This is a genomic window from Bacteroides sp. 14(A), from assembly GCF_000526555.1.
Taxonomy (GTDB): domain Bacteria; phylum Bacteroidota; class Bacteroidia; order Bacteroidales; family Bacteroidaceae; genus Bacteroides; species Bacteroides cellulosilyticus.
Map to the genome: position 1 here is coordinate 2,003,401 of NZ_JAGH01000002.1, position 26,946 is coordinate 2,030,346.

General features: G+C 49.3%; 21 protein-coding genes. 10 read left to right on the forward strand and 11 right to left on the reverse strand.

Going from position 1 to position 26,946, the window contains the following annotated elements; translation table 11 throughout:
- Position 1 precedes the first annotated feature (1 nt).
- Positions 2-823: an MFS transporter gene (locus K429_RS29920; protein WP_081750885.1), complete on the reverse strand. Its 822-nt coding sequence runs from the start codon at positions 821-823 to the stop codon at positions 2-4.
- Between the two features lie 142 nt (positions 824-965).
- On the opposite strand from K429_RS29920, the gene K429_RS0115055 reads away from it, so the two are divergent.
- Positions 966-1,892 carry an AraC family transcriptional regulator gene (locus tag K429_RS0115055; RefSeq protein WP_155923415.1) on the forward strand — a complete coding sequence of 309 codons (927 nt, stop codon included), beginning with the start codon at positions 966-968 and terminating at the stop codon, positions 1,890-1,892.
- A gap of 329 nt (positions 1,893-2,221) precedes the next feature.
- Here K429_RS0115055 and K429_RS0115060 read toward each other — a convergent pair whose 3' ends face one another.
- From K429_RS0115060 to K429_RS0115085, 6 genes are all read right to left on the reverse strand, one after another.
- Positions 2,222-4,102, reverse strand: coding sequence for a carbohydrate-binding domain-containing protein (locus K429_RS0115060; RefSeq protein ID WP_026367436.1), 1,881 nt, complete (start codon positions 4,100-4,102; stop codon positions 2,222-2,224).
- A gap of 11 nt (positions 4,103-4,113) precedes the next feature.
- Complete coding sequence (locus K429_RS0115065) at positions 4,114-4,842, reverse strand: DUF2490 domain-containing protein (RefSeq protein WP_026367437.1); 729 nt, start codon at positions 4,840-4,842, stop codon at positions 4,114-4,116.
- 12 nt (positions 4,843-4,854) lie between these two features.
- The gene (locus K429_RS0115070) at positions 4,855-5,517 is read right to left on the reverse strand and encodes a DUF4956 domain-containing protein (RefSeq protein WP_044096686.1); all 663 of its coding nucleotides are present in this window, start codon (positions 5,515-5,517) and stop codon (positions 4,855-4,857) included.
- An 11-nt stretch (positions 5,518-5,528) separates the two neighbouring features.
- A complete protein-coding gene (locus K429_RS0115075) occupies positions 5,529-6,290 on the reverse strand; it encodes a polyphosphate polymerase domain-containing protein (RefSeq protein ID WP_026367439.1) in 762 nt (253 codons plus the stop codon).
- A gap of 113 nt (positions 6,291-6,403) precedes the next feature.
- Positions 6,404-7,147 carry a LytTR family DNA-binding domain-containing protein gene (locus K429_RS0115080; RefSeq protein WP_052340659.1) on the reverse strand — a complete coding sequence of 248 codons (744 nt, stop codon included), beginning with the start codon at positions 7,145-7,147 and terminating at the stop codon, positions 6,404-6,406.
- Positions 7,119-8,315, reverse strand: a complete 1,197-nt coding sequence (locus K429_RS0115085; RefSeq protein WP_026367441.1) for a sensor histidine kinase — start codon at positions 8,313-8,315, stop codon at positions 7,119-7,121. Before K429_RS0115085 ends, K429_RS0115080 begins: the two co-directional genes overlap by 29 nt.
- 652 nt (positions 8,316-8,967) lie before the next feature.
- Here K429_RS0115085 and K429_RS0115090 point away from each other — a divergent pair.
- The 6 genes from K429_RS0115090 (at position 8,968) to K429_RS0115115 (ending at position 21,408) form a co-directional block, all read left to right on the forward strand.
- On the forward strand, positions 8,968-11,823 hold the full coding sequence (locus K429_RS0115090) for a TonB-dependent receptor (RefSeq protein ID WP_026367442.1): 2,856 nt from the start codon (positions 8,968-8,970) through the stop codon (positions 11,821-11,823).
- Between the two features lie 12 nt (positions 11,824-11,835).
- The gene (locus K429_RS0115095; RefSeq protein WP_026367443.1) at positions 11,836-13,116 is read left to right on the forward strand and encodes a DUF4876 domain-containing protein; all 1,281 of its coding nucleotides are present in this window, start codon (positions 11,836-11,838) and stop codon (positions 13,114-13,116) included.
- A gap of 12 nt (positions 13,117-13,128) precedes the next feature.
- Positions 13,129-14,688: a DUF6850 family outer membrane beta-barrel protein gene (locus tag K429_RS0115100; RefSeq protein WP_026367444.1), complete on the forward strand. Its 1,560-nt coding sequence runs from the start codon at positions 13,129-13,131 to the stop codon at positions 14,686-14,688.
- 23 nt (positions 14,689-14,711) lie between these two features.
- Positions 14,712-16,883 (forward strand): hypothetical protein, encoded by a 2,172-nt coding sequence (locus K429_RS0115105; RefSeq protein WP_044096688.1) that lies wholly within the window; start codon positions 14,712-14,714, stop codon positions 16,881-16,883.
- A 6-nt stretch (positions 16,884-16,889) separates the two neighbouring features.
- Complete coding sequence (locus K429_RS0115110) at positions 16,890-19,091, forward strand: HEAT repeat domain-containing protein (protein WP_026367446.1); 2,202 nt, start codon at positions 16,890-16,892, stop codon at positions 19,089-19,091.
- Between the two features lie 124 nt (positions 19,092-19,215).
- Entirely contained in the window at positions 19,216-21,408 is a 2,193-nt protein-coding gene (locus K429_RS0115115; RefSeq protein ID WP_026367447.1) for a hypothetical protein, read from the forward strand.
- A 161-nt stretch (positions 21,409-21,569) separates the two neighbouring features.
- On the opposite strand, the gene K429_RS30300 is transcribed toward K429_RS0115115, so the two are convergent.
- Positions 21,570-21,770 carry a PDDEXK nuclease domain-containing protein gene (locus K429_RS30300; protein ID WP_026367448.1) on the reverse strand — a complete coding sequence of 67 codons (201 nt, stop codon included), beginning with the start codon at positions 21,768-21,770 and terminating at the stop codon, positions 21,570-21,572.
- Between the two features lie 200 nt (positions 21,771-21,970).
- Between K429_RS30300 and K429_RS30910 the strand changes: the two genes are divergently transcribed.
- Positions 21,971-22,123 (forward strand): DUF6088 family protein, encoded by a 153-nt coding sequence (locus K429_RS30910; protein WP_231501862.1) that lies wholly within the window; start codon positions 21,971-21,973, stop codon positions 22,121-22,123.
- A 207-nt stretch (positions 22,124-22,330) separates the two neighbouring features.
- Here the strand turns inward: K429_RS30910 and K429_RS28770 are convergent, their stop codons facing one another.
- Both K429_RS28770 and K429_RS0115130 read right to left on the reverse strand, forming a co-directional pair.
- Entirely contained in the window at positions 22,331-22,741 is a 411-nt protein-coding gene (locus tag K429_RS28770; RefSeq protein ID WP_044096692.1) for a hypothetical protein, read from the reverse strand.
- Positions 22,742-22,767: 26 nt separating this feature from the next.
- Positions 22,768-23,295: a sigma-70 family RNA polymerase sigma factor gene (locus K429_RS0115130; RefSeq protein WP_026367450.1), complete on the reverse strand. Its 528-nt coding sequence runs from the start codon at positions 23,293-23,295 to the stop codon at positions 22,768-22,770.
- Positions 23,296-23,801: 506 nt separating this feature from the next.
- Here K429_RS0115130 and K429_RS0115140 point away from each other — a divergent pair.
- On the forward strand, positions 23,802-24,062 hold the full coding sequence (locus K429_RS0115140; RefSeq protein WP_026367452.1) for a hypothetical protein: 261 nt from the start codon (positions 23,802-23,804) through the stop codon (positions 24,060-24,062).
- Positions 24,063-24,974: 912 nt separating this feature from the next.
- The gene (locus K429_RS30305; RefSeq protein ID WP_155923416.1) at positions 24,975-25,136 is read left to right on the forward strand and encodes a hypothetical protein; all 162 of its coding nucleotides are present in this window, start codon (positions 24,975-24,977) and stop codon (positions 25,134-25,136) included.
- Between the two features lie 188 nt (positions 25,137-25,324).
- On the opposite strand, the gene K429_RS0115160 is transcribed toward K429_RS30305, so the two are convergent.
- Positions 25,325-26,944 (reverse strand): hypothetical protein, encoded by a 1,620-nt coding sequence (locus tag K429_RS0115160; protein WP_026367453.1) that lies wholly within the window; start codon positions 26,942-26,944, stop codon positions 25,325-25,327.
- Positions 26,945-26,946 lie beyond the last annotated feature (2 nt).

Below are 26,946 nucleotides of genomic sequence, written 5' to 3' on the forward strand. Positions count from 1 at the left end.
CTTACACTATCTTGGGCATTATGCTGGCTGCCACGACGGCCATGATGGATACGAAAGCCAGGAAGTTCCCGGTAAAGGAGGGGCTATGTCCCAGCGTGTGCTGGAGATGGACGGGCAAGGAGACGACACCGGAGAAAAAGATGAAGGCCGCCACAAAAGCCAGCGTCACAACGGGCCATATATTTCTGTTACGCGGGGGCAAGACCTTCGCCGCGTCCTGCTCCGAGACTGCCGGAAGCAGCCTTTTCCCCGGCGAGGGGACGAAGCAGTAGATCCACAGCAGGGCCACAAACCCTATCGCATAGATAAAGAAGGGGCCTCTCCAACTGATTTCCGCCAGAAAGCCTCCAAGACTCAAAAAGACGATACCGCCGATTTCCAAGGCCATGCCCTGCACGGCAATCATTCTCAACCGCTTGTCGCCGTGATAGAACTCGGAGATAAGCGCCGTCCCGGAGGTCATGACGGCAGCGGTCGCCACACCCAGCAGGAAACGGCTGACGAAAAGCGTGCAGATACCGGGCATGAGGAAGCCCGTTATTCCGAACACGCCGTAGAAGGCCAGCCCGATGATACATACCCGGTATGCCCCGATCCGGTCTATCAGCCGTCCGAAAGGTACGGCTCCGGCAATGACGCCCAATGCGGGCACGGTAACCAGCCAACTGGACAGATTCAGCGGCAGCCCGTACCTGACCGCAATCTCCGGCACGGCGGAAATAATGGCCGTACCTACCATAACCGTAATACTGCTTGCCAACATGATGGCACAAATCCCCATCAGGGAGAGTGATTTCTTCTTGTTCAATGTCTTATCTTTCATACGCGTTTTCTAAAATACGCGCAAAGGTATCCAGAAATACGGGCAAAACGGTAATCCATTTTTTACGCATTCTGCCATATATTTGACAAAACATGTAACATTTGGCTTATGTACGGACAAAAAACGCTATCTTTGGCACGAAATGGAGAAGATAACACGGATAAGCATCGGCAGTTTCGGCCCGTATTCGGATTCGCTGGACTATATGGACGCCGACTTCGTGACGGGGGAGCTGCAACAGATTCCCGTCAGGGAGGGAGAAGTCGCCTGCCTGGACTGTTTCCTGCTGCTGATACCGGTCAGGGGAAGCCTGAACATGAACATCAACGGGACGGACATGGAGGTGACGGAGAGGCACGTGATGGTATGCCCGCCGAACACGGTGATGTACCGAACCCGCTCCGCAGCCGATTTGCGTGTCAAACTGATCGGGGTATCGGGGAAATTCTTCCAGAACATCGTCAAAATCGAAAAGGACTTCTGGGAGACCGTCAATTATTTCCACCGCTGTCCGATATTGTCCATCGGGAAGAACCCCTCCCTGAACCTGCTGTGGAACATACAGCGCAGCAAAGCCACCGCCGGTTCCCTGCGTTACCGGCACGAATCCCTGGGCTATCTGTTCTCCGCCATGGTCTGCGAAATCATGGAGGAGGGGCACAGACACTCCGCCCCGGACGGACATCCGGGAACGGGCCGCATGAGACGCCCCGACCATATCTTCAAGGAATTTACAGAAGCGGTGGCGCAGGACAACGGGGAACACCGGACCGTCGCCCATTATGCGCACAAACTGTGCGTCACCCCGCATTATCTTTCGGTAACGGTACGGGAGGTCAGCGGCGGACGGACCCCCTCGGACTTCATCCATGAGAACGCCATAAGACATATCAAGCATGAATTGAAGCACTCGTCCAAATCCATCAAGGAAATCGCGGCCCTCTTCAAATTCCAGGGCCTTTCCAGTTTCGGGAAATATGTAAGACAGAAGACCGGAATGTCTCCGCAGACTTTCCGGGACAGCATAGCCCCTGACAAGACTTTCCATAGCGGGAAGGACCAAGGGTAATCCGCACCGTCCGCTGTCCGGGCCCCGCCCTGCTGCCCGGGAGCGGGCAAGAAGCAGAGGGAAGCGGAAAACAAGCCGCCGTGCCTGCAAGAAAAAAGGGAAGACGGACAACAGAAAGAGCGTCCCGTTGTAGAAGGCATATCAAAATCCGGATAGTCAGTGCCAGAGTCCGGACAAACACTCCGCCACGGATACATGCAGACAGGAACATACAGATAAAAGCCGCCCACGCTACAATATGCGGCGCGGGCGGCTTTGCCGGAAAGAAAGTTTCAACCCCTTTCGTGAAGATCATATAGTATAGAGAAAGGTATGTAACCGGGCAGGGATTACCAGCCGCCCGGACGACCTCCTCCGCCCGGTCCTCCGCTCGAACTGCCGATAGAGGTGACTACGGCACTCGATGTGAATGAGGTCAGCTGCGTTCCCCCGCTCCATGTTCCGCCGTTATACCAGCCGTTCCAACTCTCGGTATAACCGGATAAAGTGCCGTCCGAAGAGATGGTATAGGAGGCGTTGGCCGTTATGTCGGGACAACTGAAAAAGAACGAGGCGTTGCTCATCGTCCGCGGGAACTCGAAGGTCAGGACGGTTTTGGACGACGCATCCAGCACCGCCACCTTCTGCCCCTTGGAAATGGTAATCCCGTTATAGGCCACACAACGCTGCGCACTGGCGGAAGAGGGATTGGACTGCAAGGAGCCGCCGGAGGAGATGACGATTCCCCCGTCGATCTTGAACCGGCTGGTGTTGTCCACATCGATACCCCCTTCGGGTGCGCTTGTGCCGGAAGCGATGACCAGACCGCCGGATATGAGCAATGTGCCGTTGGAATCTATACCGTCGTTGTTGCTCGCATAGGCATATACCTTGCCGCCCGTGATGTTCAGCACAGAGGCGGCGTTGATCGCATCGTCATAGGCGTAAACGAAGAGCTCGCCCCCGCTGACAGTCATGGTCGCCTTGCTCTCCAAGCCTTCCGAACCGTCGCTTTTACCCGTTACCGAGATGTTGAGTTTGCCGCCGCTGACCGTGACGTTGCCGTCCGCCTTCGCGCCTTTCGGGGAAGAGGTGAGACTCGACGAATAGGTATATTTGCCCCCGGTGGTGGTAATGGTCGTCTCGCCGCCCGAAATGGTGATGTCCGTATCCGCATTCAGGCCCTTGCCGCCCGTTCCCGTACTTTTGAGGGTATGGGTCCCGCCCGAAATGGTGATGGAACCGTCGCTCTTGATACCTGCTGCCGACGAGGTGTCCTTCTCGTCCGCATCGTACTCGGCATTGCCCGAAGTGTTCAGCAGGAGCTTCCCTCCGGCCACCACCGCATCGAGGTCCGTTTTGATGCCTTTTCCGGCCGTCGCCGAGATGTTGGCGTAAACCAGACCGCCCTTGATATAAACGCCGATATTATCGTCGGTGTCGCCCTTGACATGAATGCCGTTCTTGGCGGCTTCCGTAACGGCAATGGTTACGCCGGGGCGCATCCAGAAATAGCCGTCCGTAACCACGGCGTGCTTGTACCTGCCGGCAACGACCAAAACACCCGTACCGCTGAACAGCAGATTCCCTTCGCTGAAAAAGCACCCCTTACGGTCTTCGGATACCGAGGAATCCAGATAATAGGGGTCGTCGGTATATGAGGCCGCATCGGTCAGGTAATTCGTCGTCCCTTCGTGCAGATGTACGAAAATCCGTTTCTTGCACTGGCTGTTGACGGCAGGCCCCCGCTGCGAGGCCAGCTCGACGCCATTGAGGGAGAGCTTGAATTTCTTCTCTCCATAAATCTTCAATCCACCGTCCTGGCTCTTGCCTTTGAGAATAATTTCCACCCCGGATACCGAATTCGTCTTCATGTCCACGGTGACATAGGCGCCGCTCGTGTGGGTAATGATCTTATCGTCGGAGCATTCCACCGAAGCGGAAGAGCCATTATAGGTAATGGTTACGGTGCCGGAGAAAGTATTGGCCTCGTGGTAGAAATCGGCGTCCGTCCCCACTATATCCAAACCCGTATCGTCGGCCTTCTCCCCGTCCCACGGCGTGATGGTGGGATCGAAATCGGGGGCCGTACCGTCGTCGGACGAAGAGCCGTTACCCGGCATTCCTCCGGGATCGTCCATCAAAAAATCGTCATTCGAAGGCGTGCAGGCAAAGCAGGCCGCCCAACATGCGAGGAGCAGCAGGTGCCGCGTGATTTTATAAGCGTTCATATATTCCGTTTTTAAAGTTTAAACTTGTATCCAATGCCTATGATGTGCCCTGCGGCTTCATCGTCGTCCGTTCTGTTTATGTAACGGTAGAACAGATTGACGGAGTGTCTCTTGTTGAACCTGTAATCCGTTCCTGCCGTATAGCGGGACTTGTCAACCGCAAAGCCGTCTGTAAGGGAGTTGTACAGTTCGTAGGAGGCAAAAGGCGTAAATCTGCTGTTCTTGATGTTATACTCCAGCTCGAAACGCGAACGCAGGATATGCCTGCCTTTGGCTTCGACCCATTCATCGTCCTTGGGTGTCACTCCGTCGTCGTCGAATTTCGGCACATACTGTTCCGTACGGTAGGTGTACTGGTAACGTTCGCGCAACGAGAAAGTCAGACGCTTCCACTTATAACTGCCCGTCACAGCCAGAAAGGCCCTGTGCTTGGGCTGCCAATAGGACGGGATGATATTTCCCTTCTTGGTGATTTCCCGTTCGGTATGCTGGTGGATATAGGTGTATCCGCCCGTCAGTTTCAAAAACGGCCATACCTTATAGTCCAGTCCGACGGTTCCGGCCCAGCGCTCCGTACCCGACAACCCGTCGAGAGTGCGGTATTCGCCCTCCACAAAAGCGTTCAACCCGCCGGCAACCTTCACTTTCATCTCGGCCGACGTCCAGAGACCCTGCGCCCGCAATGACGGACATGCGGCTACCGCCGCTACGAGCAGCGTAAAAATAATTCTTGTCTTCATCTTCTTTTTCTTTTATCCGTTCTCTTTCGGGAGCTTCGAAAGTTTGTTCACACTGTTGCCGCCCTCCCATTCGGCCTTGTAATAGACCTTGAGCATAGCCGTATCCCGCAGGAAATCCACGGCTCCGACCTCGACCTTGGTAATGTCCAGCCCGAGGCGTTTTTTCAGATCTTCCAGCAGCTCTTCCCGATGGTCGGGCGTTATCCACTCGATTTTGTCATACAACACCAGTTTCTCCGATATGTGCCTGAGCCAGGGCAGGTTCTCGCAAAAGCGGATACACAGCAAGAATATCAGATTGGTGACCAGCAACTCCGCATAACTAAGCGTAACGGCAAGCGCATTGATGACGGAGACGGCTATAATGACAAAAAGGTATGTCATCTCCCGCACGGACATCGATTCGGTACGGTAGCGTATGATTCCGAAAATCGCAAAAAGGCCGAGCGCGAAACCGACCTTTATCTTGACGCTTCCCAGCAGGAATATCAGAAAGAAGATACTGACACTTATCAAGGCAAAGGTGAAGTAGTAGTCCTTACGCATACTTTTGGGATAATACAACTTGTGGATTATTATCCATACAAAGAATGCGTTGAAGGCGAACCGGAGCAGCAGCTCGCCCATATCTCCGGAATGAATCAACGGAGTATCCAAGAATTCCAAATCTTCCATAAACAACAATTCTATATTAAAAAATCAACTTCTTCCGTTATTCCGCACATCTTGCCGACCATACGGAGCCTCGGCTTGAAGCGGTTATATCCCAGCCGCCCGTCCGTCAGCGCCATTCCCATGCAATATTTGCTGAATTTCGCGGGGTGGACACGCAGGCGGCGCAGTATTTCCACAATCGGGGAAGGGGTATTCCCCTCCCGTTTCAGCTCGATGACGACCAGCCCGTCCAGCAGGCAGGTGCTCTCCGTGACGAGATTGTGGAACCTTATCTGCGTATCGATGGTCAGGCGCTCCGTGAAATTGCGGTTCACCAGCGTGATGCGGGAGAATCTGTTCTCTATCCGCTGCGACAACTCTGCCCATGGGTACCGGGAGTGCTCTCCGATAAACCGCCCCAAGCCCGCAGCGTCGTCCGCATGAAACGGAATACGGATTTTCTCGGTACGACCCTTGTTGTTCTTGTTCTTCACTTCCAAAAAGGAGAGTTCCGAGGCTTCGTAGCGTCTGATACGGATTTTCTGCCTTCGTTTGCGACCCCGCAAATGTTCCCTATACATGTCGGAATCCGCGGTATCGTAATAGAGCGTATAGTACGGCATGATGGACAGCCCGCCGGTGCTTTGCACCCGATAGGCCTCTTTCGCCTCTTGCAGCAGGGCGATAAGGACGGGTAAGGTCGTTACATACTTCGTGTCGATACGATTCATCAACCGCACCCGCTTCATCTCGTCCAAAGAGACGGAATCATATGTATCCAATATGTCATTCATCTATCCTCCGTTTTTACCGATTTCTCCGTAAAGAAACAAAATTCATCTCTCACGAAAAGAACAGATTAGATAAAACGGCGGAAATATTCGACCAATCCGCAGGTATTCATCTGTCAATCGGAATCCTTGGAACGGCTGCCCGTCTTGCCGATAGACCGGTCTTGCAGGTAGAGCGCCAGCGACTCCTTAAAGGAATCGCTTACAGGAATATACATATCCTTGTCCATCACGATCCTGCCACGCTCTATCTCCCTGATGTGTTCAACATTCACGATCCATGAACGGTGAACCTGCAAGAAGTTGGCCGGCAGGCAGCTCTTCATGTGGGCAAACGTCGCATAGATGACCAGCGGCTTCGGGCTACCGGCAAGGGAGACCCGCAAATAATCGCAGAGTCCCTGAATGTAGCGTATATCCCCAATCCTGACACGCACCCACTTGCAGCCCGCACGTACAAAGACGGAGTTGTCCCGGAAAGTAGCATTGCTCCGCTGCATCAGCTCGAACTGGATACGGACACGGTCGGCCGCACGCTGAAACTCCTTGAAACCATAGGGCTTGACAATGTAATCGACAGCCCCGATCTTGTAACTGTCCACAGCGTATTCGGGGTATGCGGTAATAAAAACCACCAACGGGCATTTGGACAGCGAGGAAACGAAATCCAATCCGTTCAGCCCCAACATATTTATATCGGTGAATATGGCGTCGACATTCTCCTCCGAGAGAACACGCATCGCTCCGATCGGGCTGTCGCAGGCCGCCACAAGTTCGAGATAGGGCGTCTGGCCGACGTACTTCCGCAGTTTCCCCAATGCTATGGGTTCGTCATCTATTACTATACATCTGATTCTCATTTTTCGTAGGAATAGTTAATGTTACATGAAACGTTTTCTTCCGCTCGTCGATATCCAACGTGTAATTGTCCGCATACAGTATGTCCAGGCGCTTGCGGATATTGCTTAACCCGACCCCTTCCAACGTGTCTTTCGTCCCGCCTTGCCGGCAGCTGTTCGTACAGCGAAACGTAAGTTCGGAACCGCATATCGACATGTCGATGCTCACAAAGGAATCGTTCTGGTAATTCACGCCGTGCTTGAAAGCGTTTTCAATGAATATGATAAAAATCAAAGGCGGTATGTAGACGGCCCCCGCCTCTTCCTTGCCCGGGAACTTGTAGTCGATGGCCACTCTGTCCTGCGTATAGCGGACACGCATCAACGAGATGTAATTGCAGAGGAAGTCTATCTCCTTGGAAAGGACTATCACGGCAGACGTGCTCTCGTAAAGGACATAGCGCATCATGCCGGAGAGTTCCAGAATCATGTCCTGGGCCTTCGGAGGGTCTATTTCCACCATGCCGTGAATGTTATTGAGGCTGTTCATGAAGAAATGGGGGCTGATCTGCGCCTTTAACTGCGCCAGTTCCTGCCGGATCTGCGTCTTTTCCAATTCCTCCATCCGCCGCGTGCCTTCATAATGCTTGAACATCAGTTTGATTGCCAAATGACAACCCAGCAACAATATCGCAATGAATGTATCGATTATGACCGGACCGGGGATTCTAAGACCTTTCGACGGTGTATCCGGCTTCGGTTCGGGACGCTCTTCGTCAAACGGCGAAGGGGGAAACGCACTATCCGCAGGGGGAAGGCGATGGGGATGCGGAGCTGCCAGAAACGGCGGCACGGGACGCTGCGGATTCCTGTCCGGGTGGCGGGTATCCGTGTAAATGAAAAACAAGCCTACCAAGACGGCCGTCGAGAGGATATATCCGCTGATATGTCTCTTGACAAACAGAATCGGCAGCAATATAAAAGCGTGAATCAACAGCAAGACGGCAAAAGGCAACATATCCGCCCATGACCGCAAGACGGACTCCCATCGGAACGAGCCTCCGTCCAAAACTGTCTCGCCCACACGGAGAAACGGGTAGGCCAATGCTATACACCAAAGTACGGCATATAAAAGATGTTCGTATCTATAATTACGACTGCCTGATTTATTGTTACGTTCTCTATTCATATTGCGCGAATTAATCTATAAAGATAGTCATCCGGAATTATTCAGGAGGAATATATTCGATGAAAAACCTTATTTTTTAGACAAAAACGGGGTTTGACGTTAAAAAATAAGGTAATTGCGGAAACAAATGGCGCAGGAGGGCCGGAAAACCGGGCGGCAAACATCCCCTTATGCGGACAATAACCGACAAGGGGAACCGGCTGATTCCGGTTTTCTTATAACGACGATATAAGGGAAAGAAAAGTGAGGCTTGTTGGGCGATATTGATTTCTCTTCTGTTAGAAAGTTACCTCTCTTTATCAGAGAAACCAATCATTTGTTTTGTGAATAAATTCTGCAAATAAATTCAATATAATCCGGACATATTGATATTCCATTTATTCAATAAAGTAGCATTCTACTCGTAAAATTATCAATATCAATAACAAATATTCACCTATTTTATTTGCTCCACATTAAGGTTTTATTTTATTTTGCACCCCGATGTATCTCTCTACCAAAGAGATGGACAAATATATTTCGGGAAAAACCATAAAATGCGGTAAAAATACGTCTGGTGTCTATGAAGTCGAAGCAGGTTCCCTATACCAGTCCAAAAAGTTTAAATATAAGATACTATTATAAAATTGAAATATAGAAATATTTGTTCCTTATGAAAAAGAAAATACGTTATTTCTGTCTGCTTGCGCTTATCAGTTCGGGAACACTTTCCCTTCACGCACAAAGCACTCAAAAAGTAAAAATTACGGGGACTATTTATGAGTTAAACGAGGAAAACAAGCGCGTTCCACTAAGTTTTGCCACGGCGTCCATTCCCGACATCACTTTGGGAACCACTTCCAACGAGCGAGGCAGATACCGACTGGAAAATGTACCTACGGGTAAATTCCGCCTATCGATCCAATATGTGGGAAAAGTTCCCATCGATACCCTGATAAACATAGACCGCGATTTGGTTCTCAACTTTACAATGAAGAACGAAGACTTCAAGTTGAAGGAAGTCATCGTAACGGCAACGAACAGCAGGTCCGGCAAATCCACCTCCTCGCACATCTCCCGCTCGGCCATGGACCACATGCAAGCCACCAGCCTATATGACCTGATGGCACTGACACCGGGCGGAGTCCTGCAAAACCAAAACATGAGCTCGGCCCAACAGATCAATATCCGCCAGCTCTCGGCTTCGAGCGGCCCGGAGGCTCCGATGAACGCGATGGGTACCGCCATCATCCGCGACGGTGCGCCGATGTCGAACAACGCCAACCTCTCGGCCATGAACCCCACGGTATTGAGCGGCTCTTCGACGACGCCCGCGGCACTGGGCGGGGGCGCCTCTCCCGCAGGCGGTATGGACGTCCGGAGCATTTCCACCGAAAACATCGAATCGGTACAGATTATCCGGGGCATTCCATCGGTAGAATACGGAGACCTGACTTCGGGCGCGGTAATCATCAACACGAAAGCCGGCCGTGAGCCGCTACGGATAAAAGCCAAGGCCAATCCGAACATCTATCAAGTCTCCATGGGAACAGGCTTTGAACTGGGGAAAAAGAAAGGAGCCCTGAATCTAAGCGCGGATTATGCCCACAATACCAATGACCCGGTATCCAGCTACCAGTCCTATCAACGTGCCACGGCAAAGATCCTATACTCCAACACTTTCTTCCACAACAAGCTGCGCACCAATACCAGCTTCGACTTTCTCTACGGCAAGGACGAGCGCAAACGCAATCCGGACGACGAACAGACCAAAACGGCCTCCGAAGGCCGTGATGCGGGCTTTACCGTGAATACCAATGGGACATGGAACATCAATGCGGGCTGGCTGAAAACATTGCGATATGTGGCTTCAGGGACATACACGGATAAAGACAGCTATTACGAAACGGTATATTCTTCGGCAACAGCACCGTACTCGATGACTACCACGGACGGCACCGTACTAAGCAACTTCGCAGGACAACACATCTACGATGCGGACGGTAACCCCATCACGAACTTCGGACCGGAAGATGCAGGCAATTATGCCGTTTATCTGCCCAGCAGCTATCTGGGACGCTACGAAATCGACAGCCGCGAAGTGAATCTGTTTGCCAAGCTGACCGCCACGCTGTTCAAATCGAGCGGCCATGTCAATAACCGTATCCTGATCGGCGCGGACTTCAGAAGCGACGGCAACGTGGGCAAAGGCAAGACTTACGACCCGAGCACACCGCCGTACCGCAGCGTATACGGGCATAATTCCTCTTTCCGCCCGCGCAGCTACAAGGATATTCCTTTCGTCAACCAGTTCGGCGTCTATATGGAGGATAACTTCAAATGGGCTATCGGCGGCACGCATAACCTGAACATCCAGGCAGGTGTGCGCTACGATCACGCATCGGTGGTGGGCGGTATCCTTTCGCCCCGTGTCAACGCATCCATCGACTTGGTTCCGAATACTTTGAGCATTCAAGGCGGCTATGGTATCGCCGCCAAGCTACCATCCCTGCTATATCTCTATCCGGAGAACGCGTATTTTGAATACATCAACATGAACGAACTCTCCAACAGTGCCATTCCGGAAGAGCAACGCTTGTTCATCACGACAACGGAAGTGCAGAAAGTGGACAATTCGGACTTGAAGATCGCCCGCAACCATAAGGCGGAAATCGGTTTGAACTTACGGGTCGGCAAGGCCAGCCTGAACGTAACAGCCTACAAGGAGCGTTTGAAGAACGGGTACATGATGGGGCAGACGTTCGACACGTTCAACACCTTCATGTACAACGAATACGGACGCAATGAAAACGGCGACATCGTGCTCGCCAGCAGCCTGCCCGTATTGTCCACCTATTCGAAACCGACCAACAACCTGAACATGGAGACGGAAGGGGTGGAATTCGACCTGAACCTGGGACGTATCGACGCTATCCGCACCGCTTTCCAGCTGAACGGCTCCTGGATGCGTACCAAGAGCTGGAGAAGCGGCTATGACTTCTATGACAACAGTGAGGACGCCGCCTCGAAACGCCAACCGGTAGCCATTTACTCCCAAGAAGGCAATGCCAGTTACCGGCAGCAGTTCGTAACCACATTACGCGCTATCCACAATATCCCCCGTATCGGCTTTGTCGTAACCATGACCGCGCAGGCCATCTGGCAGAAATCCGACTGGAAGACATACGGCAACGACTCCATACCCATAGGGTATCTTGCTCTGGAAGACGCGTCCGTAAACATGTTCGAACAAGGGGAATATACCACTGCCCAGCAGATGAAGGATGCGGGATACGGATATATGTTGCAGAACGTGAGCCACAGCAATGCCATCAAAGAGTCATACAGCCCTTATTTCTGCTTTAATCTGAACGTAACCAAAGAGATCAGCGACATGCTGCGCGTCTCTTTCTTTGCCAACAACATGTTCAGAAGCTATCCGCGCAGAGAGTCCAAACGGACTCCGGGCTCATATACGGTACTCAACAACCGCTTTTTCTTCGGGCTGGAATTGTCACTTACTTTATAACAAAGAGGAATTATGAAAAAAAAATTGATATATCTGTTTGCATTGTCATCCATGTTCCTGACGGGATGTGACTCGTTCAAGGAAATGTCCGATGTGGAAAAGGTAATGCCCATCTCGGTCAATGTGGATTTGGAAATCAGTGTGGAGAACCTGGCGGAACTGAAAGGACTGACCGTCAAATTCGATAATTATGACGAAGACCTGCATTACCAGCAAGAAGTAACCGGCAACAGCGTGGAAGTCGGCGGTATTCTTCCCGGTATCTATTCCGTGACGGTTTCAGGCACTGCCGTCGATACGGAAGACAGCGAATACTACATCAACGGCAATGCTGTCAACGAAGCTTTGTTTGAGACCGGAAGCAAACTGACGATCAAGGTACAAGGATTGAAAGTCAGCCCGCTGGTATTCAAGGAAATATACTACTGCGGCAGCCGTCCCGCAATCGGCGGTGTCTATTTCCGCGACCAGTTCTATGAAATATACAATAACTCGGCCGAGACCCTGTATCTGGACGGTATCTGTTTTGCCAATCTAACCCCGGGAAAATCCACAACGACCCTACCAATCTGGCCGGAGACGGACGGGGACAAATACGCTTATGCAGAAAGAATATGGAAGTTTCCGGGAAACGGAACCGAATATCCCTTGGAACCGGGAGAGTCCTGCGTCATTTCCCAATTCGCGGCCAACCACCAACTGGACATCTATAACCCGCAAAGCCCCATAGACGGCAGTTCTTCGGAATTCGAGTTCAATATGGATAACCCGAATTTCCCGGACCAGCCGGCTTACGACATGCTGCATGTCTTCTACGACGGAATGGCCGAGAAGGGAACTGTCCCCCAATACCTGACTTCCGTGTTCGGCGGGGCCTATGTGCTCTTCCGTGTTCCGGAAAGCGACAGCTGGGACCCGGTCAACGATGTAAACCTGAAAACAACCGATTTGAGCAAGCCCAGCAGCAAGACTTTCTACGCCAAGATTCCCATCACCTATATACTGGATGCAGTAGAGGCTATTGACAACGAATCGAAAATGAATGCCAAGCGCATTCCGAGCGTACTGGACGCCGGTATTACTTGGGTGGGGACAACCTATTGCGGTCTGGGTGTCGCCCGCAAACTGTCCACAGACGAAGAAGGCAACCCCATTGTCCGTGAAGAAACCGGCACGTATATTTATCAGGATACCAACAACAGTACAGATGACTTTGAACGGGGCGTCGTTCCGGTATTACGCCGTAACGATGCGAAAATGCCCGCATGGAACCATACACTGAATACCCATTAAACGAACGAAGTAATGAAGAGACAATATATGAGCTATATGAAAGGTGGCCTGCTGCTTGCCGCCTGCCTTATAAGCCTGGAAGGAGCAGCACAAGGCTTATCTCCAGCCGCCATGGAGGAACTGAAACTGAAGCGGCTGTGGTTCCATTCGCAGAATGCAGCCGGTACGGCATTCGATGACCGACAGAACTATTCGGACGTCATATTGGGATATGATTTGCAGGACGGAAACTATTGCCGTCCGCAGGAAGGCCGGAAGGAGACTGCCATAGGCGTTTCCAGCGAAGGGTTCATCAACCTGGGCAGCGCATACGTATGGGGAGCCTTCGGCTTCACCCAGAAAAATCAGACAGATGCGGGCTACAACGCCTCCATCGCCGATCCTTTCAGAGGTATGCCCTATTATGTGGCCGACCCGCATTTAAGCGACTGGAAAAACCAGTATTATGACCTGAAATTCCGTGCGGCCACCCCTTTGCTCGGCAAACACTGGGCGTTCGGAATCGAAGGCAGTTACAAGGCAACCCTGGCCGCCAAGCAACGCGACCCGCGTGTGGATACACGGTTCTATACACTGGAAGTAACTCCCGGCGTTGCCTTTCAGGTGAACGATGCGCATACGTTCGGCCTGAACTTCAAATATGCGTCCATCAAGGAGGATTCAAGAATGAGCAGCGTGAATATCTATGTCGATCAGGATTATTACGAGCTGTACGGTCTGGGAACGGCCATAAAGGGAATCGGCGACGGTGTGACCGGCAATTACATCGGGGACCGTCTCGGTGCGGCCTTCCAGTATAATCTCCGCATTGCTTCTTTCAATCTACTGTTTGAGGGAAGCCATGACGAGAAAGCGGAAACCCTGCAGCACAGCTATTCCACTCCCAAGAAAGTTGCCGGCGTGAAGGACAAGACCACCCGCATATCGCTGACGGGCGTAAAAGAAGGGAAGAAATACACCCACTATGTGAAAGCCGGCTATGCCGACCGTCATATCGACGGTATCCAATACATTTCCCAACGGGACAACTCCGAGACACAGAGCGGGTGGATGGATCTGTACAAAAACATCCGTTCCGTCTACCGGACCAAGACGGCTTCACTCGACTATGCCCTGACAAGAAACCGGAATGCCGAATACAGCTGGAAAATAGAAGCAGGCGTGGACTATATCAGGCAGGACGACGAATACCTCATGCCCCATTCTGCCATGAATGCGGAGAACCTGGCATTCAACCTGGGCGGCAAAAAGAACTTCGTACTGGGCAACGGCATGAACCGCCGGCTTCTGGTAGACATTCACGCGACATACAACAAAAATCTGGGCGGTGAATATATATACGGCGGCAGCCATGCCGATTACATCACCGTTACCGGACTGTACCAAGGGATGTCCGATTACCAGACCAGCGATTATTACCGCATCGGAGGAGCCGTGGTGTATTCACAGCAGATAAAGGAATCCAAACGCATGAACATGTTCGGAAAAGTGGCGCTCGACCGCATAGGAACGTCCGACCATGGCTACGACGGACGCACCTATCTGTCTGTAAGTCTGGGGTGCAACTTCTAAAAAAACATTTTAATACTACTGATATGCGTAAATTAGCGACAAGCGGTCTGCTGCTTTGCAGTGCCTTGACATTACAGGCGCAGACTTACATCAAACCGACAACGAAGATAAAGGAAACTTCGTTTGCAGTGATTACAGACAACAGAACGTATCAGGCATGTGAAACAGCACTGAAAGCCTATCAGGAGGTCCTGGGGCAAGAGGGACTGCCTACGTTTATCGTGTATAACGAATGGGAAAAACCGGAAGAGGTAAAGAAGGCAATCGCTAAGCTCTACCGGAAGAACAAGCTGGAAGGCGTGGTATTCGTCGGCGAGATACCCATTCCGATGATACGCAAGGCCCAGCACATGACTTCCGCTTTCAAGATGAACGAAGACAAATACGAGTGGCGTGACTCGTCCGTGCCCAGTGACCGTTTCTACGATGATTTTGACTTGACGTTCGATTTCCTGAAACGGGACAGTGTGGAAAGCAATTTCTTCTATTACAACCTGGCAGCGGAATCCCCGCAGAAGATACAGTGCGAGATTTATTCCGCCCGCATAAAGGCCATCGACAACGGCGAAGACCCTTATGCGCAAATCAGCCGTTACTTCGAGAAGGCTGTGGCAGAACATCGGTCGGGAAATAAACTGGACCAGTTCTTCTCCTACACGGGCGACGGTTCCTACTCCAACTCGTTGACAGCATGGACTCCGGAAGCGTTCACCATCCGGGAGCAGATACCGGGTGTCTTCGACAAGAACGGACGTGCCCGCTTTATCCGCTACAATTTCGGGGATTACCCGAAAGACGATGTCATCAATATGCTGAAACGTGAGGATCTGGACCTGACCATTTTCCATGAACACGGCGTACCCGAACGCCAGTATCTTTCAGGAAGTCCCGCCACGAACAGATGGAACCATCATGTGGACGCCATGAAATACCACTACCGCGATCTGGCACGCAGAAAGCAAAACGACAAGAAGGCCTTCGCCGAAATGCTGGACAAAATGCAAAACACATACGGTATAGATACCGCCTGGATCGCGGGATACGATGATCCGAAAATCATTGCAGAAGACTCCCTGCGCGATCTGCGCACCGGCATTATCCTGCCGGAAGTAACCGATATAAAACCCAATAGCCGCATGGTTATTTTCGACGCCTGCTACAACGGAGACTTCCGCGAAAAGGACTATATCGCCGGACGTTACATCATGTCGGAAGGCAAATGCGTAACTACCTTCGCCAATACGGTAAATGTGTTGCAAGACAAGATGGCCAACGAAATGCTCGGTCTGTTGGGTATGGGCGCACGTGTCGGCCAATGGGCGAAGCTGACGAATATCCTTGAATCGCATATCACGGGAGACCCCACCCTGCGATTCCGGTCCGTCAATGAAGTGGATGCGGACGCATTGTGCAGAACACCGTACAACAAGGCCAAGATGTTGAAACTCTTGGAATCGCCTTATGCAGACGTACAGAATTTCGCCTTGCACAGTCTGTACCGCAACGGTTATGCCGGGATTTCGGACCTGTTGAGAAAGACTTTCGAGACATCCCCGTTCATGATGGTACGCTTTACCAGCCTGGCATTGCTCGAAAAGATCGGCGACAAGAATTTTCAGGAAGTGCTGCCTTTGGCCATCACCGACTCCTACGAATTCATCCGCCGCACTTCGGTCCGCATGATGCAGCATGTCGGACTGAACGAATACGTGTATCCGCAAGTGAAGGCATATGTGGAGGACAACCTGTCCGAACGGGTGGCTTTCAATGTTATCCTGGGACTCCAAGTGTTCGACGAGGCGGCTGTAAGGGAGGCGCTCAACAGAGTGGCGGCAGAAACCTATGTGCAGGACAAGGAGAAAAGATTCAAGGCATTGGAGGCGGCCAACAACAGCCGCAGTTCCCAAAAAGAGCTGTTGAGCAAGGAAACTGCCGAAAAATGGCGTATCCTATACAGCCAATCGCTGAAAAACTACATGGCACATGCCAGTGTGGACGGTTTCCTGACACTGCTTGCCGATAGCGGTGAAAGCGAGAAGCTGAAAGTGTCGCTGTTGCAGGCTTTGGCCTGGTTCACCCACTCCTACCGCAAAGCGGATATCGTACAGCTCTGCGACCGGTTGAGAACAGACCGGAGCTTGTCCGAAACTCTTCGGGAAGAAGCCAACCGTACCTATTACAGACTAAAAGATTAACCAGCCATGATAAAGAAACTCATATATCTGTCATTCCTGTTGCCGCTGGCAGGGAATGCGCAAACGACCATCATACAACCTTCGGCCAAACAAGCCACAGCCTTTGCCATCGTGACGGACAACCAAACTTACGCAAAGACGAAAGAGGCCATGCATATGTATAAAGAAGCCGTCGAGAACGACGGGTTAGCCACATACCTGATCAGCGGGGACTGGCAGAACCCGGAGCAGGTGAAGCGGGAAATCATCAAAGTATACCGGGAATGCCCCACCTTGGAAGGCATCGTACTGGTAGGCGACATACCGGTTGCACTGGTGCGTAATGCACAACACATGACCACCGCCTTCAAAATGAACGAAAAGGCCTTTCCGTGGCCGGAGTCTTCCGTTCCCACGGACCGCTTTTACGATGACCTGAACCTGAAATTCGAGTTCATCAAGCAGGATTCACTAAACAGCCTGCACTTCTATTACAAACTGATGGAAGACAGCCCCCAGCAACTGAATCCTACTTTCTATTCGGCCCGCATCAAATATCCGGAAAAAAGGGGTGGAGACAAATATGCGGCCATCGCCGCCTATTTGAGGAAAGCCGCTGCCGCCAAAGCGGAGAAGGAGAACCGGCTGGACCAGGTGTTCTCTTACAACGGCGGTTCCTACAACTCTGACTGCCTGATCGTATGGATGGATGACGAAAAGGCCTACAAAGAGAACTTCCCGTTGGCCTTCGGCAGGCAGATGGGTTTCAAGCATTGGAATTTCCGCATGGAACACCCAATGAAATACCGGCTGTTCAGCGAACTGCAACGCAAGGACCTGGACTTGTTCATGTTTCATGAACACGGGTTGCCGACGGGACAACTGATCAATAGCGAGAAGGAATGCACCGGTTTTGACGACCGTTACAAAATGCTGAAAAGCACGCTTTACAATACGGTAATGGCCCATATTGGCAAAAAAGACAAGGATACCCTGCTCGTTCAGATGCAGGAAAAACGCCAACTGAACGGGCGGTTCTTCAAGGATCTGGACGACCCGAAATTCTGGGAAGCCGACTCCACACACTATGCTGACGAATATATCGTAACAGAGGACTTCGTGAAGAGAAATCTCCGCACAAACCCGAAGATGGTGATGTTCGATGCCTGTTACAACGGCTCGTTCCACGGAGAGGACTATATCGCCGGGCACTATATCTTCAACGACGGCCAGACATTGGTAGCACAAGGCAATACCCGTAACGTATTGCAGGACCGCTGGACCATAGAGATGATCGGACTGCTGTCCCACGGTGTCCGTGCCGGACAGTACAACCGGTTGGTCGCAACCCTTGAAGGACACCTGATAGGTGATCCGACTCTCCGTTTCGCTCCTGTCGATGCGAACACCCTGACCACCGATATGACGCTGCGCAAAGGTGATAGGACTTACTGGGAAGGGGTGCTGGACAGTCCGTATGCCGATATACAGAGTCTGGCCATGCGTATGCTCGCCGACGGGGACACCAACCGGGAATTGTCGTCGTTGTTTTTAAAGAAGTATCAGGAAAGCGGTTTCAATACGGTACGTATGGAGGCCGTCAAACTGTTGAGCCGCTATCAAAATGCCGACTTTATAAAAGCATTGCGCGAAGGCCTTAATGATACGTACGAGATGGTAGCCCGTCAGAGCGCCATCTATGCCGGATTTGTCGGCGACGAGTCTCTGCTGCCCGCCATTGTGGAAGCCCTGATCGAACATAACGAACGTTTGCGCGTACAGACAAGCGCCGGCAAGGCACTGGGACTCTATCCGCAGGGAAAGGTGAAAAAAGCGGTGGAGGACTTCTATGCCAAATCAAACCGCTTGAACGAAGACGAAGAAAAGACCCGCTTGCTGAAGAGCCTGGAAAGGACTTTTGCACGCGAAGCGCAAGCCCACGAGACGCTGATGGACATGACGGCTCCCGAAGCCAAACGTATCAGCGCCATCCGTAATGTACGCAACTATACTTATCATTTTCGTGTGGACGATTATCTCGATGTCGTACGCAATGCCGAGAATCCGCTGGAAGTGCGCGTGGTGATGACCGAGGCATTGGGCTGGTTCGTCCACTCGGTGCAGCGTCCCCAGATTCTCGAAGAGATGGAAAGGCTGCGGCAGACGCCCCAGATTCCGGAAGATTTGAGACTGGAAGCTGTGCAGACCATCGAACGATTGAGTCTGTGAAGCGGGAAATACGCATGATTAATACACAAGGAAGATATTGCCGGAACCTAATCAGAGGCTTGCAAACTCTCCCATGGGACAAGAACGGAATCTGTTTATGTTAATAAAAGAATAAAATAACCGTATGAAGAAATACATCATTTGGGGAATGGCCGTGTTTTGTCTGCAAACCATGCAGGCACAAACCCTCATACGCCCGACAGTAAAGACAAAGACGACCTTTGCCATCGTAGTTGACCAGAAAAGTTACGATGAAGCGAAAAATGAAATCGACGCTTATCGTACCAGTATCGAGAAAGACGGTCTGGGCACTTATCTGCTGATAGATACCTGGGAAAAACCCGAAGCTATCCGTGAACAACTCGCCCGGTTGCATCATGACAAGAAAGCACCGCTGGAAGGTTGTGTGCTGGTAGGCGATATTCCTATTCCGATGATTCGGGACGCACATCATCTGTCATCGGCCTTCAAGATGTCGCCGAAAGCAAACTGGCAAAAGTCAAGCATTCCATCCGACCGCTATTATGATGATTTTGGCCTGCTGTTCGATTACATCAAGCAGGACAGCCTGAAGCCCGATTACCATTATCTGACATTGCGGGCCGACTCCAGGCAATACATTTCGCCGGATATTTACTCCGCCCGTATCCGTCCGTTACGTCTGGAAGGTCAGGACCGGTATCAGATGTTGCGTGACTACCTGAAAAAGGCGGTTGCCGAAAAGGAAAGCGGAAACCGGCTCGACCAACTGACCATGGCCCGCGGCCACGGATACAACTCCGAGGATTATCTGGCATGGAGCGGGGAACAGATCGCTTTACGCGAGCAGTTTCCGCAGTTGTTCAAAGCGGGCAATACCGTAAAATTCTATGATTTCGACATGTGCTATCCGATGAAACCTCTCTACCTGAATGAAATTCAGCGTGAGGAGCTGGACGTTATGCTGTTCCATCATCACGGCGGTCCTGCCATGCAGTATATCAACGGCTATCAAAACGGGTCGAGTGTAAACTTGAGTATTGAGAACATCAAGCTTTTCCTGCGCAGCAAAGTACCCGCAGCAGCTGAAAAAAAAGGACGTGAGGCTGCCGTCAAGGAATATGCCCGAAGGTACAATGTACCTGAAAGTTGGTGCGAAGAAGCCTTCGACGAAGAAAAGATGAAATCGGATTCCATCGTGAACCGCAATATGGACATCTATGCCGAAGATATCCGTTCGCTGAAACCGAATGCACGGTTCGTGCTGTTTGACGCCTGCTATAACGGTTCGTTCCATCTGGACGACAATATCGTGGGCGCATACATATTCGGCAAAGGGAAGACCATTGCCACCATGGGCTGTAGCGTCAATACCATTCAGGACAAATGGCCGGACGAATTCATAGGTCTGATGGCGGCAGGTATGCGTATCGGTCAGTTTACCCGCTTCACCTGCTTTCTGGAAAATCACCTGATAGGCGACCCGACCTTCCGCTTTACGAACAATACGGCGCTGGAGATGGACATCAATCAGGCTCTGGTGATGAAGGAAGGAAATACCGCGTTCTGGAAGCAGCAACTGGACTCTCCTATGGCCGACATGCAGGCCATGGCACTCCGCCAATTGTCCATGGCGGATTACAAAGGGCTGGTCGAGTTGCTGAAAAAGAGCTACTATCATTCGGATTATTTCGTGGTACGCCTGGAAGCGTTGCGTCTGCTGGCGCTGAATTATCCGGCGGAAGCCTCCGAAGTGCTGCAAACGGCCATGAACGACAGCTATGAGCTGATCCGTCGCTTTGCCATGGAATATGTGGAAAAGAACAGTGATCCGGCACTGCTTCCGGCATGGGTAGAGAGTTTCCTGTTACGTGGTTATGAGAACCGTTACCGTTTCAGGATATTGAACAGTATCGATGCATTCGATTACGATACGGCCCGTAGAGAGCTGGAAAAACAGTCCGATGCGTGGATCTTGTATGACCGTTCGCGCGTAGATGAGATGTTCGGAAATTTTTCCCGTCAGAAAGAGGGTTTCGAAAGGGATTTAGCTGTCATCAATAACCCTGAAAGCACGGTGAAGCAGGTACGCAATGAGCTGAACGCTTTCCGTAACAAGCCTATATCCAAAGCCATCGAGCCCCTGATGAATGTCCTCAAAGATGAAAGCAGGGAGGAGGAACTCCGTATTGTCGCCGCCGAAACGTTAGGATGGTATAACCTGTACTATGACAAGGCAAGTATCGTCAAGGAACTTAAAAAGGTGCGGACTTCCCATAAAGCGGTAATGAATGAGGTTGACAAGACGATCAACCGTCTGGAAGGCAAGAACAGATAATTCCCGGAAAGACAGCAGGCGTAACCGCCTATCCAAAAGGTTTGTAAAAAAGCAGACGGACTGCGCTTATACGGAGCCGGCAAGTCTCCGGAAACAGAAATCACCCTCGCCAGAGCACTTTGGCGAGGGTGATTTCGTAAAATTAAAGCAAAGCGTAATCTCTATTTGTCGCCCAACTTGTATTCTATTTCTTCAATCGTAGGCAGGGAAGACTTAAAGTTTTCAGGCAATACATTCACGCCCTCAAATTCGGATATGCCGATGGGCTGGTTGTAGCCTTCAAGCGAGTATTGTGCAAAGATGTTGTCCTTGCTTTTGTATATCAGCAAGCCGATTGTCGAATAGCCTGTTTTTATCAACATTTTACTCCTAAACTAAACAGCAATCTGATCGCAAGCATTTTATAAAGTCCGATTTTCTTTAAGATTTTCGGACATTTTATTTTATTATGGGGCAGGAAGAAATGTTGTACATTTGCATTCAGATTGGTAATAATTATGGGAATAATACTAACTAAAGAGATACGCAATACTATTAAAGTAATGGACCAAATAAACTATATATGGTTCAGGATTTTGCCTATCTAAATAATGACGGGCTGGTTACTCGTGCCCTTTCCAGATTAGAGAAGGAAGGTGTTCTTATACGCCTCTCGCAAGGCATATATTTATATCCGTCACGAAATAAGTTCGGAATACTTCGACCATCTATATAGAAAGGGATAGACAGCAGAGCAGGTATAAAAGTAAGGAAAATGAGGGAGGAGAGCCGGCGGAACATGACCGACGGACCCCAGATTCGATACATGTTATAACCGGGTATCGGAAATCGGTATAAAAGATAGCCCGGCTATGCCTTGTCATCTGTCCGAAAGGCTTTCGCCTATCAGACAAACGACATGAAGCATTCACAAACTATCGGCTTATGATTTGAGTTTGTGTTTCGAGAGAATGGGGCAGGAAAGTATTATCTTGTAGAAAGTTCCCTGCTCTGTCTTTACGGGGTCTCTTGACACCAAGAATGTGGCGCTATCTTTGATTTTTACCATATCCAGTATGGTCTTGCAAATATATTTATTCCGCAAGCGGGTACCGCCTCTGTTGAATTGCAACGGAAAGCCCTGCTTTTCAGTGGTCTTGTGCAGATACCATTCTTTCGTATTGTTTTCATCACAGGCAAATTCCAGACGGTCATTCATGGTGATATTCAATTCCTTTGCCAGTTTGGTGGACAGATACATGTTGCCCGTAACGCTGTTGAATCTTATGCTTCTCTTTCCTACGCGGGTTTCGTGTACACGGCAGTTCTCAATGTTGTAAATTACAAGTTTCATTTTGGAAATTATTTAGGGTTACACAATTATTGTATATTCACATGGGCATATCTTTTGGAGAATCCTTTATGGCTACGGATAGAATCCGTTATGCCGTTTATCCTCCGATGGATTGCACTTGCGGAAATACCTGCATAGTCGGAGAGATTCCGATAGGAACATTTCGCCTCGTACTCTTTCAATCTGAAGAGCTCGTAGTCCGTCTGCGGGTATCTGTTCTTGACGAACAAAAGAATGTCATATACCAATCTGTCGGAGGCTGCAAGCATTTCGGCAGAGGGGGCTTCCTCTTCTGTCATCAGCAAAAAGAAATGTTCGTTATCGGGGAAACAATAGCGGCTGTCTCTGTAAATACATCTCGATTTGCATTTTTTGTACACTCCGAAAAAATAAGGCTCGAACCTCTCAATGGGTATCTCTAAAAGCAAGACCGCTTTTTTCATTTCCAAATAGGCGTCGTGAAAAGCGTCCTCGTACAGATAGCGTCCGAATACATTCCGTAATCTCTGATAGTTGCAGACAAACCAGTTGTCAAAAAGCGAATTTCCGTTCATAACTAAATTGTTTTAAGTTTTTTATTCCCTCCGGTTCAATCAATTACCGGAAAGTTTGATTCTTTTTTCTGCCCCTATCTGCATCACGGGGTTGGATGCAAGGATTCCATGAAAAATACTCTTCGAAAGGAAGGAGATGGCAGATTTTTCATAAGGAAAAACGCAGATGGGCCTTGCAGCAAAGATTTGGGATGCAATCAACTTTGCGGAAAAAAGAGTCGGTCTTTACGGTTGTTGTATCGTGATGGAATCTCCATATATAAGAGAACGAAATTGCAGTCAGCCAATAAAAAGGCAGGCAGGGACGGTACAAGAGAAAAACGGACTGTACGGCCGAAGGGTGCAAAGGGACGGAATATCGCTACAACGGGCATGGACCGTTACTGATAACAATATGGATAAACACTGCTTATTGCGATGATTTTCCGATAAAATTTGGTGGTTTCGAGAAAAGGCAGTCTTTTTTGTTGTACCAATTTTGGTACACAATATAAAGAATAAGAGCTATGGCAGTCATTCAGGTTACATCAAGGGAGTTCCGAGACAAGCAGGCGTCTATGTTTGCCCTTGCCGACAATGGAGAGCAGGTGGTGATCAGACGCAGGGGAAAGGTTTCCTATATGCTTACTCCCGTTTACGAAAACGATTTTATCCTTTCTCCGGAAATCGAAGGAAGACTGGAAGAAGGACGCAGGCAATACAGGGAGGGCAATGTTACCACCTGCTCTACAAAAGAGGAATTGAACAAATTCTTGGAATCACTATGAGTCGGTACAAGATTGAATTTTCCCAAATCACGACAAAAGCCATCTCGAAATACAAGAAATCCAATTCTGTACAATACAAGAAACTCGTCAAGTTACTTGATGAGTTGATGGAACGATAGATTGTGAAAGCTACTATCCGGCTCCCGATGACATGACCTATAAAAAAACACTACTATCTTCACGCAGACCGTAGTGTTCCAGTTAATTTAGTATGATAAAAAAATTCTTATTCCATAGCCATTTATCACAAACGATTACGGACTGCTATTCTAAAACTAAAAATCTATTTTGATTGACGCTTCAATCTGGGGTTTCTGTACATAGCATATTATCAATAGGAATCAGTTATCCCATCAATAAAGCAATCCTTTGGCTGTTACTCTATCTTCGCAGACCACATAACAGCCTGATTCTATTTTTCAAAACAAACAGGTTCACGGCCAATTCAATGCCCGGCAGTAACCAAAATTGATTGTTGTCGGCTTATCCAAAATCGGAATGATCCCTCGATACCAATAAACAGACTCCATTACCGGACAAATATGGTGAATAATGTATTTTCAATCATAAAAAGGCATAACTTAAAAAACAATAGACGTTTCACAACGTCTATTGTTTTATTATACCACCTGTGTGATTGTGATGATTCTAAACAAGTACGCTAATCTGCTTCCACCTATGAAAAATGCTCGCATTGGATATGTCAAACACTTTCATAATACACTTTATCTTATGAACAATAGCAAGCGTTTGCTCATCTGCCGAATCATTTAACAACACTTTCGTCAAAAACACGTCAAGCGAAATAGTTAAAATCAATTACCACATTTTTAACTCATTTATCAAATAACAGCGTAAATATATTAAAAATATATGAATTAAGCAATATTTTCGTATGAAAAGTTAATTTGTATGCTGAATTATTTAAATATAGAATATTTCGGTATCCGATCTTCAGAAGGCTGCAATCAGCTCTTTCCCGCTGTCCGTTCATCCATCGATGGAATTTTTGTATCATTGGCGTATGAACGTTACGGACCAGAAGAATACAAGACAGTAATACTACCGTTCTGATATTACCGTATTCAAGACTTGCAGAAGCATTACATCAATCCCCTAAAAAGCAGAATATATTGGTCCATATTTGCGGGATGCAGGTTATCCCGCCCAATGAAAAAGCAGTGGCGCTTTACTGATTCCCGCACTTTTAAATTAAAAAATCCGCAATGCATCGAATGCTGTTGCGGATTTTCGAAGAACATCTATCCGACATCTTCCGTTGGCTTTATTCTATGCGAAGTCCTCCAAAAAGAGTTCTTTATCTGTCTGCGGACATCCTTCCATATAGGTATTTTCTTCAACTGCTTGCGAACAGGAGAATCCCACATCAACAGAAGCAGGAAAGTAAGAATACATGCGTATATAGTCCAGCCATATATCTGTTTTAAACTGATTTGCATTACTTGTTCTGTAAATACAGACAATTGTTCCTCCAAATGCAAATGGGATTTAGACAATTCTATCCGGTCAAACATCCCCGAATATCGTGATATATTATCAGGTACATAGTATGACATTCCCTGCTTATATGCCGCTGCTCCCAATACACCTCCGACAACCATGTGTAACATCTGCAAAATACTAAGGCTTTGGAAAAAATGCGGAAAGCTGACCAATTCATGCAGGCAGATGAGAAAGGTTATGCTCATAATAGCATAGGCAAACCCTCTGAATATCACGGGTAAATATAACCGGCTTATATGTATCTCCGTACTGATACTGAAATACATGAGAACCAAATAAATGATTATTGAGAAAAAACCGATTCCAATAAGACGCAAATAATTAAACCGCTTTATATGTGCCCACCAGTAACAAAATACACACCCCAGCCATACTCCGGTCAAAGTTCCCCAATCCAATTTTACAGAAACCGTTTCTTCATAGTGCATGATCTCCGAAAGGAATATTTCTTCCAATACATGTTCGGTAACCAAGAATGCTTCGGCTATGGTTATCACTATCAACACCGGCACCAATCTGCGATAGGTCCACATCTTAGGTTCAATATATGGGTGGCGAATAGTAGTCATTCTCCTGACGACCATGCACAAGGTGCATAATATTGTCATGAGAAGTATCCGCATTACTTTGCTGTTGAACCAATCGTAGTAATCTCCGTAAGTAAAGAAAAATGCGATTTGCACCAACAACGCAGCCCACAAGGCACTACCGGCCCAATCAATACCGAACAGAGGAAATTTGCGCATGAACCGGAAATCCTTGATACATAACCTGATGAATATAAGGTTAAGCAGCATTACCCCGCACATGAACCAATGCATACAAGTCCAATGATAATGGTGGATGAAATGGACACATAGCAAATCGGACAGCTGCATGCTTCCTAAAATCACAGCGTTCAATATGGGGAAGAAGACCGTAAAATCCCGTTTGGGGGTCATCCACAATTGGATATTGGACATACACTCAAAAGTTCCTTGAATCTTGCACATGCCGCTGAAAAAACATACCAGCCACAACAAAGGCTTGAATGTTATATAGGGAACTGCCAAATTACAAAGCAAGACTCCTGTGGCGGCAGCCGTTAGCAGGGTCTTATTGGTAAAACGGAACTTCATCCTCAATAAGATGGGAAAGTAGATTGCCATACCTGCTAAATTACAGTACAAGCACATCAGTACATCCTCCATCATCATATCCATTGCTCCCATCATCTGATGTAAAGAACCCATATATACACCACCCGAAAACTGAAATGTGGTAGCTATGAGCAGATAAATCCAAGGTTGTATGACACGTGGAATCCCTTCACGGTATTGGGGCATCATGAAGGGCATATTTTGTTGCAACCCCGACATAG

Bases quoted from the DNA above. Each gene is read 5' to 3' on its own strand.
- K429_RS29920 (WP_081750885.1), bottom strand. From the start codon at position 823: ATGAAAGATAAGACATTGAACAAGAAGAAATCACTCTCCCTGATGGGG.
- K429_RS0115055 (WP_155923415.1), top strand. From the start codon at position 966: ATGGAGAAGATAACACGGATAAGCATCGGCAGTTTCGGCCCGTATTCG.
- K429_RS0115060 (WP_026367436.1), bottom strand. From the start codon at position 4,102: ATGAACGCTTATAAAATCACGCGGCACCTGCTGCTCCTCGCATGTTGG.
- K429_RS0115065 (WP_026367437.1), bottom strand. From the start codon at position 4,842: ATGAAGACAAGAATTATTTTTACGCTGCTCGTAGCGGCGGTAGCCGCA.
- K429_RS0115070 (WP_044096686.1), bottom strand. From the start codon at position 5,517: ATGGAAGATTTGGAATTCTTGGATACTCCGTTGATTCATTCCGGAGAT.
- K429_RS0115075 (WP_026367439.1), bottom strand. From the start codon at position 6,290: ATGAATGACATATTGGATACATATGATTCCGTCTCTTTGGACGAGATG.
- K429_RS0115080 (WP_052340659.1), bottom strand. From the start codon at position 7,147: ATGAGAATCAGATGTATAGTAATAGATGACGAACCCATAGCATTGGGG.
- K429_RS0115085 (WP_026367441.1), bottom strand. From the start codon at position 8,315: ATGAATAGAGAACGTAACAATAAATCAGGCAGTCGTAATTATAGATAC.
- K429_RS0115090 (WP_026367442.1), top strand. From the start codon at position 8,968: ATGAAAAAGAAAATACGTTATTTCTGTCTGCTTGCGCTTATCAGTTCG.
- K429_RS0115095 (WP_026367443.1), top strand. From the start codon at position 11,836: ATGAAAAAAAAATTGATATATCTGTTTGCATTGTCATCCATGTTCCTG.
- K429_RS0115100 (WP_026367444.1), top strand. From the start codon at position 13,129: ATGAAGAGACAATATATGAGCTATATGAAAGGTGGCCTGCTGCTTGCC.
- K429_RS0115105 (WP_044096688.1), top strand. From the start codon at position 14,712: ATGCGTAAATTAGCGACAAGCGGTCTGCTGCTTTGCAGTGCCTTGACA.
- K429_RS0115110 (WP_026367446.1), top strand. From the start codon at position 16,890: ATGATAAAGAAACTCATATATCTGTCATTCCTGTTGCCGCTGGCAGGG.
- K429_RS0115115 (WP_026367447.1), top strand. From the start codon at position 19,216: ATGAAGAAATACATCATTTGGGGAATGGCCGTGTTTTGTCTGCAAACC.
- K429_RS30300 (WP_026367448.1), bottom strand. From the start codon at position 21,770: ATGTTGATAAAAACAGGCTATTCGACAATCGGCTTGCTGATATACAAA.
- K429_RS30910 (WP_231501862.1), top strand. From the start codon at position 21,971: ATGGTTCAGGATTTTGCCTATCTAAATAATGACGGGCTGGTTACTCGT.
- K429_RS28770 (WP_044096692.1), bottom strand. From the start codon at position 22,741: ATGAAACTTGTAATTTACAACATTGAGAACTGCCGTGTACACGAAACC.
- K429_RS0115130 (WP_026367450.1), bottom strand. From the start codon at position 23,295: ATGAACGGAAATTCGCTTTTTGACAACTGGTTTGTCTGCAACTATCAG.
- K429_RS0115140 (WP_026367452.1), top strand. From the start codon at position 23,802: ATGGCAGTCATTCAGGTTACATCAAGGGAGTTCCGAGACAAGCAGGCG.
- K429_RS30305 (WP_155923416.1), top strand. From the start codon at position 24,975: ATGCTGAATTATTTAAATATAGAATATTTCGGTATCCGATCTTCAGAA.
- K429_RS0115160 (WP_026367453.1), bottom strand. From the start codon at position 26,944: ATGTCGGGGTTGCAACAAAATATGCCCTTCATGATGCCCCAATACCGT.